The organism is Nocardioides sp. SLBN-35 (genome assembly GCF_006715725.1).
Lineage (GTDB): Bacteria > Actinomycetota > Actinomycetes > Propionibacteriales > Nocardioidaceae > Nocardioides.
The window spans coordinates 1,757,200-1,771,223 of sequence record NZ_VFNU01000001.1 but is presented as its reverse complement, the minus strand read 5'-3'; the positions used below and the strand labels follow the sequence as shown (position 1 = coordinate 1,771,223).

Sequence of the window (14,024 nt, the reverse complement as noted above, 5' to 3'; positions counted from 1 at the left end):
AAGGCCGAACTCCGTCAAACCCCTGAGGAATGAGATGACCACCACTCCCTCCCGCGCCGAGGCCACCCGCGCCCGGCTGCTCGAGGCGGCCGTCACGGCGTTCTCCGAGAAGGGCTTCCACGGCACGACCACCCGCGACATCGCGGGCGCGGCCGGGATGAGCCCGGCCGCGGTCTACGTGCACCACAAGTCCAAGGAGGAGCTGCTGTTCCTCATCTCGCACGAAGGCCACCATCACGCGCTCGACGTCGTGCGCGAGGCGCGCGCCTCCTCGCCTGACCCGGTGGCCCAGGTGGCCGCGGTGGGACGGGCCTTCGCTACCTACCACGCCCACCACCACACGGTCGCGCGGATCCTCAACTACGAGCTCGCCGCACTCAGCGACGAGCACCGAGCGGTCATCGACGAGCTGCGCACCGGCATCGACCGCGAGCTGCGCGACCTGGTCCGCGAGGGGGTGCGGGCCGGCGTGTTCGACACGCCCGACCCGGCACTGGCCGCGACCGCGCTGGCGTCGCTGAGCGTCGACATCGCCCGCTGGTACCGCGAGGACGGCGAGTGGACGCCCGACCAGATCGGCGACTACTACTCCGACCTGTCGCTGCGCCTGGTCGGTGCGGACCCGGGGTCCGGTCGCACCTGACCCCGCGGATCAGCGGGCGACGCGGATCATCTTCTTGTTGACGAACTCGTCGATGCCGAGGGTGCCGAGCTCGCGGCCGTAGCCGGAGAGCCGCACGCCACCGAAGGGCAGCTCGACGGCCTCCAGGCCCACGCCGTTGACGAACACCATGCCGACCTCGAGCGCGCTGGCCACGCGGTCGGCCTGCTCGGGGTCGGTGGTGTAGACGTACGAGCCGAGGCCGTAGGGCGTGTCGTTGGCGATGCGTACGGCGTCCGCCTCGTCGGCGGCGCGGAAGACCATGGCGACCGGGCCGAAGAACTCCTGGTGGTACGCCGGGTTCTCGGGCGCGACGTCGGTGAGGACGCCGACCGGGTGGAAGGCGCCGTCGCGCTCGCCCGCCGAGACCAGGCTCGCGCCCGCCGAGACCGCCGCCGCGACCTGGCCGGCGAGCTCCTCGGCGGCACCGACCGAGGAGAGCGGGGCGCCGTTGCCGGCGGTGGCGATCTTGTCGTTGAGCAGGCCGACGAAGGCGTCGTACAGCTCGTCGACGACGACGAACCGCTTGGCGCCGTTGCAGGCCTGGCCGACGTTGCCGGTGCGGGCCGAGAGGGCGTCGTCGACGGCGCTCTCGAGGTCGTCGGTCGAGAGCAGCACGAACGGGTCGGCGCCGCCGAGCTCGAGGACGCACTTCTTCAGGTGCCGTCCGGCCAGCTCGCCGATGATCGAGCCGGCGCGCTCGGAGCCGGTCAGCGAGACGCCGTGGATGCGCGGGTCGGCGATCACCTCGGCGATCTGGTCGCTGGTGGCGTAGATGTTGACGTAGGCACCCTCGGGCAGCCCGGCGTCGACGAAGATCTGCGCCTGCAGCGCGGCCGAGCGCGGGCACTGGGCGGCGTGCTTGAGGACGATGGTGTTGCCGAGCAGAAGGTTGGGCGCGGCGAAGCGGGCCACCTGGTAGACCGGGTAGTTCCACGGCATGATCCCGAGCAGCGCACCGACCGACTGGCGGCGGATGAGCGCGTGGCCCTCACCGCTGAGCAGCTCGATCGGCTGGTCGGCGAGCAGGGTCTCGGCACGGTCGGCGTAGTACTGGTAGATGTCGGCGGAGAAGAGCACCTCGCCCTTGGCGGCGCCGAGCGCCTTGCCCATCTCGAGGTTGATCGCCTCCGCGAGCTCGTCGGCGCGCTCGCGGTGCAGCTCGGCGACCCGCGCGATCGCGGCGGCGCGCTCGGCCACCGAGGTCTCCCGGCCCCAGGTCTCGTGGGCGGCGGCCGCTGCGGCGACCGCCGCGGTGACCTCCGCGTCAGTGGCGGTCGGGAAGGTCTCGAGAACCTCGCCGGTGGCGGGGTTGCGGACGGCGTACTTGCTCATCAGGACTCCTGGTGGCGAGGGGAGGAGAGATCGACGGACACGCGGGGGTCGAGGGCGAGGGTGCCGGGATCGACGATGCAGGAGCCACCGTCGACGGGCAGCACCACGCCGTTGACGTACGACGCCGCGTCGGACAGCAGCCAGCCGACGGACGCCGCGATCTCGTCGGGGTGGGCGGCCCGGCGCTGGGGGACGACGGCCGTGGCGAGCCGGTAGGCGTCGTCGCGGGAGATCCCCCGCTCGGCACCCAGCTCGGCCATCTCCATGTCGCCCATCTCGGTGGCGGTCCAGCCGGGGCAGATCGCGTTGGCACGCAGCCCGTCGCGGCCGTGGTCGACGGCGAGGGACTGGGTGAGCAGGAGCAGGCCAGCCTTGCTGGCGGAGTACGCCGCCATCCCGTCGCTGGCGCGCAGCGCGGCGACCGAGGAGACGGCGACGACCGCGCCGCGCGCGGCGAGCAGGTGCGGGAGCGCGGCCCGGACGAGCAGGAACGGCGAGGTGAGGTTGACCCGGAGGGTGTCGTCCCACTGCTCGGGGGTGACCTCGTCGACCCGGCCGACGTGGATGATCCCGTGGTTGATCACGAGCCCGTCGAGCCGGCCGAAGGCGGCGATCGTGTCGTCGACGACCCGGGCGACGCCCTCCGCCTCGCTGACGTCGGCGACCACGACGTGGGCCTCGACATCAGCACGGGTCTCGTCGGCGACCGCGCGCAGCGGGCCCTCGCGGCGCCCGCAGATGACCACCTGGTCCCCTCCGGCGGCGAGCAGGCGGGTGACGGCGGCGCCGATGCCGGTGCCGCCGCCGGTGACGATGACGACCCTGCGGTCGGTGGTGACCATCAGCTCGTCGCCACCTCGTCGAGGAAGTAGTCGACCAACGCCGCCGCGCGGGCCGGGATGTCGGCGTCGAGCGAGCGCACGTGCTCGATCACGACGTCAGGGTCGAAGCCACGGCTGCGGGCATCCTCGACACCGCCGTCGTCGAGCCAGCCCTGGACGTTGTCGGCGTCGACCTCGGGGTGGAACTGGACAGCGAGGTTGCGACGGAGCACGAACGCCTGGGGTGCCGCGCCGTTGGCGCCGACCACCGTCGCGTCGTGCGGTGGCGTGAACCGGTCGGAGTGCCACTGCGTCCACACGCCCGCGACGGCGGGGACGCCGGCGACGACGCTGGGGCCGATCTCGGGGACCGGGGAGGCCGCGACCGACCCGCCGTGCGCCTGGGCGAGCATCTGGCCGCCGAAGCAGATCCCGAACACCGGGACGCCGGCCTCGTCAGCGCTGCGCAGCAGCTCGGTCTCGGGCTTCACCCACGACGCCACCGTGTCGCTGTAGGAGCTCCACCGTGCGCCGAGCACCAGGACGGCGTCGTACTCCCGCGGGTCGGGGAAGTCGAAGTCCACGCCCGGGTCGTCGATCCGGTCGGCCGGCACGACGCGGACGCTCTCGATCGCATAGCCGCGCTCGGCGAAGCGTCCCTCGATCGAACCGGCGGTCTCGAGGTAGTCGTGGCCGATGACCAGCAGTCGTCGCGTCATGCCAGTGCCTCGGCCCGCTTCATGACGTCCTTGCAGAACGCCTCCATCTCCTTCTGGTCGTCGATGTACATCGACGGCTTGATGCAGATGGTGGTGAAGCCCTGCTCGAGCTGCTCGGGGATCGAGTCCATCGACGCGCCGAGGTCGGCCCGCGAGCGGTCGTCGGGGAAGGAGTAGCGCACTCCCCCGACCATCTCCAGCTCCGCCATGTCGCGGCCGGCCTCGGCCATCGCGTCCTTGATGACCTGCAGGTCCTCGGCCGTGGGGCGGCCGAACGGGTGGAAGCCGTGGCCGTACTTCACGATCCGCTCGACGACCGCGCCGTGCGCCTTCTGGCCGCCGAACCACATCCGCGGCCCCTCGGGCCGGAACGCCTTCGGCTCGAGGTAGATGTCCTCGAAGTCGAAGTACTCGCCGTGGTGGGTGGCCGGAGACTGCCCGAAGACGAGCCTCATCACCTCGAGCTGCTCGCTGAGGATCCTGCCGCGCTCGCGGAACGGTACGCCGAGCGCGGCGTACTCGTCCTTGCTCCAGCTCACGCTCGGCTGCACGACCAGGCGTCCCTCCGAGATCAGGTCGAGGGTGCCGAGCTCGCGGGCCAGCATCAGCGGGTGACGCAGCGGCGCGAGCACCGCCGCACCGACCAGCCGGATCCGCTCGGTGACCGAGGCGATCGCCGAGAACAGCATCAGCGAGTTGGGCCAGGGCATCATCGGGTCCTGGTTGCCGGGCGCCGCGTAGTCACGCGGGTTGCCCATCACGCCCTTGTCGCTGGCGTCGCGGCCGAGGACGACGTGCTCGGAGATCATCACCGAGTCGAAGCCGGTGTCCTCCGCGATCCGGGACCAGGTGACCAGGTCGTTCAGGTTGCGACCGTCGGTGAGGGTCCAGTTCTCGCTGAGGATCATCAGCATGCGAGGTGCGGGCACGGCACGTCCTTCCAGAGCGGCGCAGGCTCAGTGGGTGTTCGAGAGGTCGGGCTTGCGGATGCCGCGGAACTCCCAGTCGCCACCCTTGGCGGTCGAGAGGACCTCCTCGCTCTCGGTCGGCTGCGCGCCGACGTCGCTGCGGATCGGGGTCGGGCCCTCGACGATGTGGTTGCGAAGGGTGCCGAGGCCCTCGACCTCGACCTCGACGACGTCGCCGGGGTAGACGGTGCGCGAGATCGCCGGGGTGCCGGACATCAGGATGTCGCCGGGCTGCAGCGTGATGGTGCGCGCGATGTCGGCGACGAGGTAGTGCATGTCCCACTTCATCTCGTTGGTGTTGCCGTCCTGGCGCACCTCACCGTTGACGATCGTGCGGATCCGCTTGTCGTGGAAGTCCCAGCCCTCGACGATGCCGGGGCCGACCGGGCACAGCGTGTCGGCGCCCTTGACCCGCAGCATCGAGCCGGAGTCGGTGTCGCGGAAGTCGTGCAGGCCGTAGTCGTTGCCGATGGAGTAGCCGCGGATGTAGTCGCCGGCCTCCTCGGGCGAGATGTTGCGCGCGGTCTTGCCGATGATGATCGCGATCTCGCCCTCGTAGTTGAGCCACTTGCAGCCCTGCGGGCGCACGACGGCCGACTCGTGCGCGTTGAGCGCGGAGACCGGCTTGTGGAAGTACGTCGGCGCGGGCGGCAGCTTGGTCATCATCTCCTCCACGCGCGAGGAGTAGTTGAGGTGGACGCAGACGATCTTGCTCGGCGTCACCGGCGGGAGGTGGGTGGCGTCGGCGATGGCGACGGTGCGGCCGTCGCCGGCGACGAGGGTCTCGCCGTCGCGGCGTACGTCGACGGCGTTGCCGTCGAGGAGGATCCGGCGGTACTCGGTGGTCATCTCAGGGTTCCTCTCGGTCGGCTCAGCCGGCTGCCGGTACGTCGGCACCGGCGCCGCCCATCTGGCGCACGTAGTCGGGGTCGGTGGGAGTGGTGCGGGCGGCGGGGAAGCCGCCCTCGGGACGGTCGAACCAGAGGTGGACCTGGCCGGTGCCGATGGAGTTCTCGTACTCGCCGTACTGGCGACCGGGCGCGGTGCAGTCGCCCTCGCCGAGAGCGCCGATCATCATCAGGTAGTGCTGGAAGCGGGCCTCGGGCTTGAACCGGTAGAACTCGTCCATCGTGTCGAGCACGCGGGCGTGGTCGCCGTTCTTGAACCAGTCGATCCGCTCGGCATCGGCGGCCGCGGCCTCCGGCGTGAAGAGGTGCTCGACGCCTGACGCCTCGTGGTCACGCAGCTGGCGCAGACCCCAGAAGGTGTGGGACATGGCGCCGGACGCGATGAGCAGGACCTTGCGGTCGGACTCGGCGATGGCCGCGCCGAGGGCGCGACCCAGCCGCAGTGCGTCCTCGCCGTCGGCGGTCTGGCACACGCCGATCGAGATCCACTTCTTCTCGGGCAGGCCCTGGCCGAGGTACTCCCACACATTGGTGGTGGCGTAGAAGATCGGCAGGCTGTGGTCGTCGATCGCGGTGATCCACGTGGAGTTCTCGGCAGCCTTGCTCGCGATCAGGTGCGCGAGCTCGGGGTCGCCGGCGAAGTCGTAGTGGCGCCGCTCCATGCCCCGGGGCAGCTCCTCGGAGGTGAACAGCCCGCTGCGGCGGTCCTGGGCGGTGACGACCCACTCGACGGTGGTCGCCCAGTGCGAGTCGAGGACCACGACGGTGTCGTAGTCGAGGACGTCGAAGACCTCGCGGCGCAGCTGCTGCAGGCCGGAGACCAGCGTGGTGTCCTCGCCGTTGTTGAGCTCGCGCCGGATCGCCTCCGGCAGCACGATCGTGGGGACGTGCGCGATCAGTCCCGCGCCGACGACCTCACCCATCAGGAATCCCCTCCCTGGTCTCGTGACGGTTGCTGCGCAACCTCCTCGACCTCCGGAGTCGTCCAGCCGGTCGGCGAGAAGACGCTGTTCTTGATGTCGGTGTAGAAGTCGAACGACCAGATCCCGCCCTCGCGTCCGATGCCCGACTTGCCGTTGCCGCCGAACGGGGCGTTGAGGTCGCGCACGAAGAAGCAGTTGACCCAGACGGTGCCGGCGTCGAGGGCCGCGGAGACCCGCTCCGCGCGGTCACGGTCGCCGGTGACGATCGTCGCGGCGAGGCCGAAGGGGGTGTCGTTGGCCATCGTGACGGCCTCCTCCTCGGTCTCGAAGGTGCTGATCGTGACGACCGGCCCGAAGACCTCCTCGGTCATGATCTCGGAGTCCTTCTTCGCGCCGACCAGAATGGTCGGACGGAAGTAGAGGCCGCCGAGCTCGTCGTTGGGACCGCCGCCGAGCAGCGGCTCGGCGCCGTCGGCGAGGGCCCGCTCGACGAAGCCGGAGATCTGCTCGAAGTGTCGGCGCGAGATCAGCGCGGACACGTCGGTGCCCTCGTCGCGGGGGTCGCCCTGGTTGAGCTTGGCGGCACCCTCGACGACCCGCTGGGTGAACTCCTCGGCCAGCGAGGAGTGGACGTACATCCGGGCGGCCTTGAGGCAGACCTGGCCGGCGTTGTCGAACTGCTCGACCGCGATCTCGACGGCGAGGTCGAGGTCGGCGTCCTCGAAGACGAGGAGGGGCGACTTGCCACCGAGCTCGTAGGACAGCGGCACGATGTTGGTCGCCGCGGCCTTGGCGATCACGCCGGCGGTGGGAACCGAGCCGGTGAACGCGAGCCGGTTGATGCCGGGGTGCGCGGTCAGCGGCGCGCCGGCCTCGGCGCCGGTGCCCTGGACCACGTTGAAGACACCGGCGGGCACGCCGGCCTCGTGCATGATGTCGGCCAGCAGGCTCGCGGTGAGCGGCGCCCACTCCGGCGGCTTGACCACGACGGTGTTGCCCGCGGCCAGCGCGGGGCCGATCCGCCAGGTGGCGAGCATCAGCGGCGCGTTCCAGGGCGTGATGATCGCGACGACGCCGGCGGGGTCGTAGGTGACCCGCTCGCGGTGGCCGCGGCCGGGGACCTCCATGTCGGGGTGGCCGAGCTCGTTCTCCGCGAAGTCCGCGAAGGCCCGGAAGTTCATGGCCACGCGCGGCATCACGCCGCGGCGGTGGCTGCGGATCAGCGAGCCGTTGTCGCGCGTCTCGACCCGGGACAGGTCCTCGACCCGGGCCTCGACGCCCTCGGCGACGCGGCGCAGGATCGCGCTGCGCTCTGCGACGGGCAGCGCCGCCCAGGCGGGGAAGGCCGCCCGCGCGGCGGCGACGGCGGCGTCGACCTCGGCCGACGTACCGGCTGCGACCTCGGCGATCGGCTGCTCGTCGATCGGCGAGATGTCGGTGAACGTGGAGGCGGAGGCAACCCGCTCGCCACCGATCCAGTGGCGGGTGTCGACCTGGACGCCGTCGACGTCGACCAGGAAGTCGGTGGTCTCGGTCATCGCGCTGCCTCCCAGGTGCCGTCGGAGTTCGTGGCCAGGGTCCTGCCGCCGTCCCAGACGACGCCGACCTGGCGGTAGTAGCCGCCGATGACCTCCTGCACCTCGAGGCGGTGCAGCTCCTCGGTCGGGGACTCGAACAGCTCGAGCTCGACGTCGCCGGAGTACGCCGGGCCGGCCTCGAAGGAGCTGGAGCCCGAGGCGATGAGCTCGGCGTACGCGTCCGGGGCGCCCTTGGCGATGCCCGGGTAGACGCGGTGGTGGGCCATCGGGTGGCCGTTGACGAAGCCGTTGGTGGGCGACTCGTCGGTGAGGGTCAGCACGGCCTGCGCGAGGCGGCGGTCGCCGGCGGCGAGGGTCGCACCGAAGACGCCGCCGGGGGCGACCTGTGGGGCGGCGTGGGCGAAGGGGTGCGGCCGGGTCTGCCACATCGAGCCGAGCTTCTTGGGATAGCCCTGGTGCATGCCGCGGGCGATCGCGAAGTCCTTGTCGACCCAGATGTAGACGCAGCGGGAGTAGGTCACGCCCTCGTAGGCGCAGCGGACGACGACGAACGCCTCCTTGTACTGCGAGCGCACCGGGTCGAGCAGCTCCTCGCGGGTGCCGGAGCAGGACTGCCAGTCGGCCCAGATCAGCGCGACGGCGCCCGGGTCCTCCGGGGCGAGCTCGAGCGGAGCCGGCAGCAGCTCGGCGACGCGGGCCGGGTCCGTGCGGTACTCCACCGTCAGCAGGTCGCCGGAGTAGTACCACGGCGGCGACGGGATCAGCGATGACTGGCCGGTCGCGGTGCGGGGGAAGAAGAACCCCTTCATGTCGTTCATCGGGCCTCAGCTCCGGTCGAGGATGTGCAGGTCGTTCGGATCCGTACGATAGCCACCCCGAAGACGAAAGACCACCCTTGCGCGGGAGATTTTCGGAGGATATTGTTCGGATCCAAACGATCTACCTGAACGGATGGAGATTCGCCGTGGACAAGCCGCCGTACGTCCCGCTGGACCAGGTCGACCTGGTCGACCTCGACCGCTTCGCCGGCCCCGAGGCCTGGGGCATGCTCGACACCCTCCGCGCGGAGGCCCCGGTGTTCTGGCAGCGCGAGACCGACGGTGGCCACGGCTTCTGGGCCGTCACCAAGCACGCCGACATCTGCGAGGTCGACAAGGACCCGGAGACGTTCACGTCGACCAACTTCGTGAACCTCGAGGAGGTCGAGCCCGAGCTGCAGGAGGCCCGCCGCTCCATCCTCGAGATGGACGGCCTGCGGCACCGCGCCCTGCGCAAGCTCATCTCGCGCGAGTTCAGCCGCCCCAACCTGATGCGCAACTACGAGGACCTGCTGCGCGACATCACCCGCGCCACCGTCGACGCGGCGCTGGCCAAGGGCGAGTTCGACTTCGTCGAGGACGTCAGCGCGGACTTCCCGATCCAGGTGCTGGCCCGGCTGCTCGACGTACCCCAGGAGAAGACCGGCCAGCTCATCGACTGGGGCAACGAGATCATCGGCTTCTCCGACCCCGAGCACGCCAAGATCCTGATCTCCGACGCGGAGAGCGAGCAGTACAAGCACCTGCCGTTCCGCTCCCCCGTCTCCCAGGAGGTCTTCGACTACGGCCGCGAGCTCGCCGCCGGGCGGCGCGGTGGAGAAGGGACCGACCTGGTCAGCCAGCTGGTCAACAAGATCCCCGAGGACGGCCAGGCCATGTCGGCCTCGGAGTACGACTCGTACTTCCTGCTCCTCGTCGTCGCCGGCAACGAGACCACCCGCCACACGATCACCCACTCGATGCTCGCCCTGATCGAGCACCCCGAGCAGCTCGCCAAGCTGCAGGCCGACCCGTCGCTCATCCCCGACGCCGTCGAGGAGTTCCTGCGCTGGGCCTCCCCCGTCTACCACTTCCGTCGTACCGCCACCCGCGACGTCGAGCTGGGCGGCCAGGAGATCAAGGAGGGCGACAAGGTCGTCATGTGGTTCGCCTCCGGCAACCGCGACGAGGACGTCTTCGAGAACCCCTACGACTTCGACGTCACCCGCAAGAACATCGACCACGTCACCTTCGGCAAGGGCAGCCCCCACCTGTGCATGGGCAACAACCTGGCCCGCATGGAGATCCGGCTGATGTTCGAGGAGCTGATCCCCCGGCTCGCGTCGATCGAGCTGAACGGCGATGTCCGCCGGGTGCGCAGCAACTTCGTCAACGGCATCAAGACGCTGCCGGTCAAGGTCACCACCAAGGACTGACGACCAGCTCCCCCGCTCCCTGCGAGACGGACCGAGGCCCCGCCGCCCCGACCGGGTGGCGGGGCCTCGGTGCCTCGGTGCCTCTCCGGCAGCGTGGGGCCGTGCGAGCGCAAGTAACACGCCGTCCACGCGACTACCCGTCGGTTTGTCAGCGAACCGGGCCCGCTCGAGCCGGATTCTGCTGAGAGGTGGCGAGTGGTCCGGCGAACAACGTGTTACACGGGATCGGCGCGGATCGGATGAAGCCGGCTGATCCGATCGACGCCGGTGAGGTCCGCCGGCCGTGGGGCCAGCGCCCCACGCCCGTCCTCACTTGTAACTAAGTGTTACGTCGTGAATTGCCCCACCACAGCGCCCGGGTAGTAGCCACAGCACCGAGGTAGTTGCCTGCGCACAAGGGCACGGCCGAACCGAGCGGACCAGCGGGACGCCGGCGCGACTACCCGGGCGCTCTGGCCACTACCCGGGCGCTGTCGCACCGAAATGCGCGACGTAACACTTAGTTACAAGGGGCCTCAGCCCTCGTCAGCCACCAACCGCCGCAGGATCTTGCGCACCTGCAGGGCGGCCAGGTCGGCGGCGACGTTGACGTCCTCGCCGTACCCGTCGCGGTCGATGACCTGCTGCATCGTCTCGAGGATCTCGCGCACCTTGAGGTAGTACGACTCGAAGATCGGCCGCAGCATCTCGGAGGCCTCGGCCCCGGGTGCGAAGTTGCGGCTCACCCGCCACAGGTGGCGGGTGTGGCGCTCGTCGACGGGGGTGACGGCGTGGGTGAACCGGAAGGTCTGGGTGCCGCCCTCCTCGGCCGGCAGCAGCACGTCCCAGCGGTCGGCCCACAGGCCGGGGGCGAGGAAGGCTCCCTCCTCGCGCTGCGGGTACGACGCCGTGGTGGACGCGCCGGAGATCTTGGCCTGCCACTCGGGCAGGGGCGCGGCGGGCCAGTCGCGGTGGAAGTGGACGGTGGTCTCGGTGAGCTCCACCTCGAGGGCGGGGGCGACGCCGGTCAGCGCGGGCGGCGAGATGACCGGGTCGACGACGGCGACGTGGGTGATGTCGGCGAAGTTGTCGTGCAGCAGGCCGACGCCGGCCGCGGTCTCCCACGCGCCGCCGAAGGTCTCCCACGCGGCATCGGTGAGCCACGGCGTGGAGACCGGCGAGCGCAGCGAGGCCAGGGAGGGCTCGCCGAGCCAGACCCAGACGAGGTCGCCCTCCTCGACGACCGGGTACGACGGCACCCGGGCGCCGTAGGGCACCTGGGCCTGGGAGGGGACCCGGACGCAGGCGCCGGTGCGGTCGTAGGCGAAGCCGGAGTAGCCGGACACGATCGTGTCGCCGTCGACGTGGCCGAGGCTGAGCGGGTAGGGGCGGTGGGCGTCGCGGTCGCCGAGGGCGACGACGCTGCCGTCGGACACCCGGAACAGGACGACGGGCGTGTCGAGCGCGCGGGTCCCGAAGGGCGCCTCGCCGACCTCGCCGGACGCGGCGAGGGCGTACCAGGCGTTGCGCGGGTAACCGGTGCTGCGGTCTCTCATCTCAGGCTCCCGTCAGAGGTCGAGCGTCAGGCTCTCGCCGCGGCAGCGGGAGACGCAGATCATCATGAACTCGTTGGACTCCTTCTCCTCCTCGTTGAGGATGGAGTCGCGGTGCTCGACGTCGCCCTCGACCACCTCGGTCTCGCAGGTGCCGCAGACGCCCTCGAGGCAGGAGCCGACGACGCTGACACCGGCCTCGCGGCAGACCTCGAAGATCGACTTGTCGGCGGGCACCTCGAGGGTGAGACCGGAGCGCTGGAGGACCAGCTCGAAGGCCGAGTCCTGCTCGTCGGCGGCGGGCGCCTTGGCCGAGAAGCGCTCCAGGTGGAGGCTGCCGGCCGGCCAGGAGGCGGCGCACCGCTCCTCGACCGCGTCGAGCAGTCCGGTCGGGCCGCAGGTGTAGACCAGCGTGCCCGGCGCCGGCGCCCCGAGCAGCGCGTCGAGGTCGGGGAAGCCCGCCTCGTCCTGCGGGAGGAGGGTCACCTTGTCGCCGTACGCCGCCAGCTCGTCGAGGAACGCCATCGACGAGCGTGACCGGCCGCCGTAGACCAGGCGCCAGTCGGCGCCGGAGGCCTCGGCCTCGGCGATCATCGGCAGCATCGGCGTGATCCCGATGCCGCCGGCGATGAACAGGTAGCGCGGGGAGGCGACCATCGGGAAGTGGTTGCGCGGGCCGCGCACCCGGACGGTGGCGCCCTCGTGCAGCTCGGCGTGCACGGCCTTGGAGCCGCCCCGGCTGTCGGGGGCGCGGAGCACCCCGACCCGGTAGGAGCGGGTGTCGGCGGGGCTGCCGCACAGGGAGTACTGGCGGACCAGGTCCTCCCCCAGCACCAGGTCGATGTGGGCCCCGGGCGTCCACGGCGGCAGTGCCGTGCCGTCCTCGGCGGCCAGCGTCAGCGTCACCACGTCGGTCGCGGCCTCGACGGCGGCGACCACCGTCAGGTCCGCCTCGAACTCCCGCACGATCGGTTGCGTCGTCACGAGCTTCTCTCCCCTCTCGCCGCCCACCTCACAGGTGGTAGGCGTACTCCCGGAACTCCCAGTCGGTCACCCACTGGCTGAACCGCTCCAGCTCGTTGCGCTTGTAGGCCACGAAGGTCTCGACGAACGCCGGGCCGAGGATGTCGGCCAGGTCCTTGTCCTCCTCGAGGGCGTCGATCGCGGTGGCGAGGTCGGACGGCAGCCGGTCGGCCTTGGTCGGGTCGTAGCCGTAGCCCTCCAGCTTGGCCGGCGGCGTCAGCTTGTCGCGGATGCCGAGGTACGCCGCCGCGAGCAGGCTGGCGATGGCGAGGTAGGGGTTCGCGGAGGCATCGCCGAGACGTAGCTCCATCCGCGAGGCGCGACCGCGCTCGGGCGGGATGCGGACCATGGCACTGCGGTTGTCGAGCCCCCAGTCGACCAGCCACGGCGCGAGCGTGTCGGGCCCGAACCGCTTGTAGGAGTTGACCGTCGGGTTGTGCAGCGCGGCCAGCGCCGGGGCGTGGGCGAGCACGCCGGCGATCGCCGCACGGCCGATCTCCGACAGCCCGTCGTCGCCGTCCGGGTCGTCGAAGAGCGGCTTGCCCTCGGCGTCGGTGGTGCTGAAGTGGATGTGGAAGCCGGAGCCGCCCTCGTCGTTGAACGGCTTGGCCATGAAGGTCGCCATCTTGCCGCGGCGCCGCGAGATCTCCTGCACGGCCGTCTTGAACCGGAAGGCCCGGTCGGCGGCGTCGAGCGCGTCGGAGTGCCACAGGTTGATCTCGAACTGGCCGCCCGAGAACTCGTGGTTGGCCGCCACCACGTCGAGCCCGTACGCCGACAGCTCGCGCAGCGAGGAGAGCAGGGTGTTCTCCGGGTCGCCCTTGAGGCCGGCCACGTAGACGTTGCCGGTGGCGTCGCCGTACCGGCGCCAGCCGTTGGGCTTGGTCTCGTCCTCCTCGAGGACGTAGAACTCGAGCTCCGGGCCGACCACGGGGTTCATGCCCAGCTCGGCGAACCGGTCGATGACCCGCTTGAGCACCTGGCGCGGGCTCTCCTCGGACGAGGAGCCGTCCGGGTTGTAGACGTCGCCGATGACGTGGGCGACGCCCGGCTCCCACGGCACCGCACGCGCCGTGGCGAGGTCGGGGACCACGACGATGTCGGGCAGCCCCGCAGACAGGCCGCCGGCGATGTCGATGACATCGCCCATCGGCGAGGTGGCGTAGACCGAGCGGCAGAAGGCGACCCCGTCGCCGACGGTCCGGTCGAACCGGTTGGCCAGGACGTCCCGGCCACGCTCGGTGCCGATCAGGTCGCTGTAGCCGATGCGGACGACGTCGATCCCGTCCTCTGCGAACTGCTGGGCAGCCACGCGCAGGGCGTTCTCGTCGATGTGCTCCACGGTCAGTCTCCGTTCGTCTCT

The 14,024-nt window shown here is 70.9% G+C and carries 13 protein-coding genes; 2 read left to right on the top strand and 11 right to left on the bottom strand.

The genetic code is table 11. The features are described 5' to 3' along the window. Positions 1-34: 34 nt before the first annotated feature. Entirely contained in the window at positions 35-643 is a 609-nt protein-coding gene (locus tag FBY23_RS08660) for a TetR/AcrR family transcriptional regulator (RefSeq protein WP_141797783.1), read from the top strand. A 9-nt stretch (positions 644-652) separates the two neighbouring features. Here the strand turns inward: FBY23_RS08660 and FBY23_RS08655 are convergent, their stop codons facing one another. The 8 genes from FBY23_RS08655 to FBY23_RS08620 are packed head-to-tail and all read right to left on the bottom strand — an operon-like array spanning position 653 to position 8,691. Continuing rightward, positions 653-1,996 carry an aldehyde dehydrogenase family protein gene (locus tag FBY23_RS08655; protein ID WP_141797782.1) on the bottom strand — a complete coding sequence of 448 codons (1,344 nt, stop codon included), beginning with the start codon at positions 1,994-1,996 and terminating at the stop codon, positions 653-655. After that, on the bottom strand, positions 1,996-2,838 hold the full coding sequence (locus FBY23_RS08650) for an SDR family NAD(P)-dependent oxidoreductase (protein ID WP_141797781.1): 843 nt from the start codon (positions 2,836-2,838) through the stop codon (positions 1,996-1,998). Before FBY23_RS08650 ends, FBY23_RS08655 begins: the two co-directional genes overlap by 1 nt. Next, positions 2,838-3,536, bottom strand: a complete 699-nt coding sequence (locus tag FBY23_RS08645) for a type 1 glutamine amidotransferase (RefSeq protein ID WP_141797780.1) — start codon at positions 3,534-3,536, stop codon at positions 2,838-2,840. Before FBY23_RS08645 ends, FBY23_RS08650 begins: the two co-directional genes overlap by 1 nt. Further along, on the bottom strand, positions 3,533-4,465 hold the full coding sequence (locus tag FBY23_RS08640) for a TIGR03619 family F420-dependent LLM class oxidoreductase (protein WP_260805831.1): 933 nt from the start codon (positions 4,463-4,465) through the stop codon (positions 3,533-3,535). The genes FBY23_RS08645 and FBY23_RS08640 overlap by 4 nt, the downstream gene beginning before the upstream one ends. Before the next feature lie 27 nt (positions 4,466-4,492). After that, positions 4,493-5,353, bottom strand: coding sequence for a fumarylacetoacetate hydrolase family protein (locus tag FBY23_RS08635; protein ID WP_141797779.1), 861 nt, complete (start codon positions 5,351-5,353; stop codon positions 4,493-4,495). Between the two features lie 22 nt (positions 5,354-5,375). Then, the gene (locus tag FBY23_RS08630; protein WP_141797778.1) at positions 5,376-6,335 is read right to left on the bottom strand and encodes a catechol 1,2-dioxygenase; all 960 of its coding nucleotides are present in this window, start codon (positions 6,333-6,335) and stop codon (positions 5,376-5,378) included. Then, complete coding sequence (locus FBY23_RS08625; RefSeq protein ID WP_141797777.1) at positions 6,335-7,873, bottom strand: aldehyde dehydrogenase; 1,539 nt, start codon at positions 7,871-7,873, stop codon at positions 6,335-6,337. The genes FBY23_RS08630 and FBY23_RS08625 overlap by 1 nt, the downstream gene beginning before the upstream one ends. After that, positions 7,870-8,691 carry an acetoacetate decarboxylase family protein gene (locus FBY23_RS08620; protein WP_141797776.1) on the bottom strand — a complete coding sequence of 274 codons (822 nt, stop codon included), beginning with the start codon at positions 8,689-8,691 and terminating at the stop codon, positions 7,870-7,872. The genes FBY23_RS08625 and FBY23_RS08620 overlap by 4 nt, the downstream gene beginning before the upstream one ends. Positions 8,692-8,837: 146 nt before the next feature. Here FBY23_RS08620 and FBY23_RS08615 point away from each other — a divergent pair, with 146 nt between their 5' ends. Continuing rightward, a complete protein-coding gene (locus tag FBY23_RS08615; RefSeq protein WP_260805830.1) occupies positions 8,838-10,106 on the top strand; it encodes a cytochrome P450 in 1,269 nt (422 codons plus the stop codon). A 515-nt stretch (positions 10,107-10,621) separates the two neighbouring features. Here FBY23_RS08615 and FBY23_RS08610 read toward each other — a convergent pair. Genes FBY23_RS08610 through FBY23_RS08600 form a run of 3 tightly spaced genes read right to left on the bottom strand, consistent with a single transcriptional unit; the run spans position 10,622 to position 14,003 of the window. Next, a complete protein-coding gene (locus FBY23_RS08610; protein ID WP_141797774.1) occupies positions 10,622-11,641 on the bottom strand; it encodes an aromatic ring-hydroxylating dioxygenase subunit alpha in 1,020 nt (339 codons plus the stop codon). A gap of 12 nt (positions 11,642-11,653) precedes the next feature. Continuing rightward, positions 11,654-12,622, bottom strand: a complete 969-nt coding sequence (locus tag FBY23_RS08605; protein WP_222117774.1) for a PDR/VanB family oxidoreductase — start codon at positions 12,620-12,622, stop codon at positions 11,654-11,656. Positions 12,623-12,650: 28 nt separating this feature from the next. Then, positions 12,651-14,003, bottom strand: a complete 1,353-nt coding sequence (locus FBY23_RS08600; RefSeq protein WP_141797773.1) for a glutamine synthetase family protein — start codon at positions 14,001-14,003, stop codon at positions 12,651-12,653. Positions 14,004-14,024 lie beyond the last annotated feature (21 nt).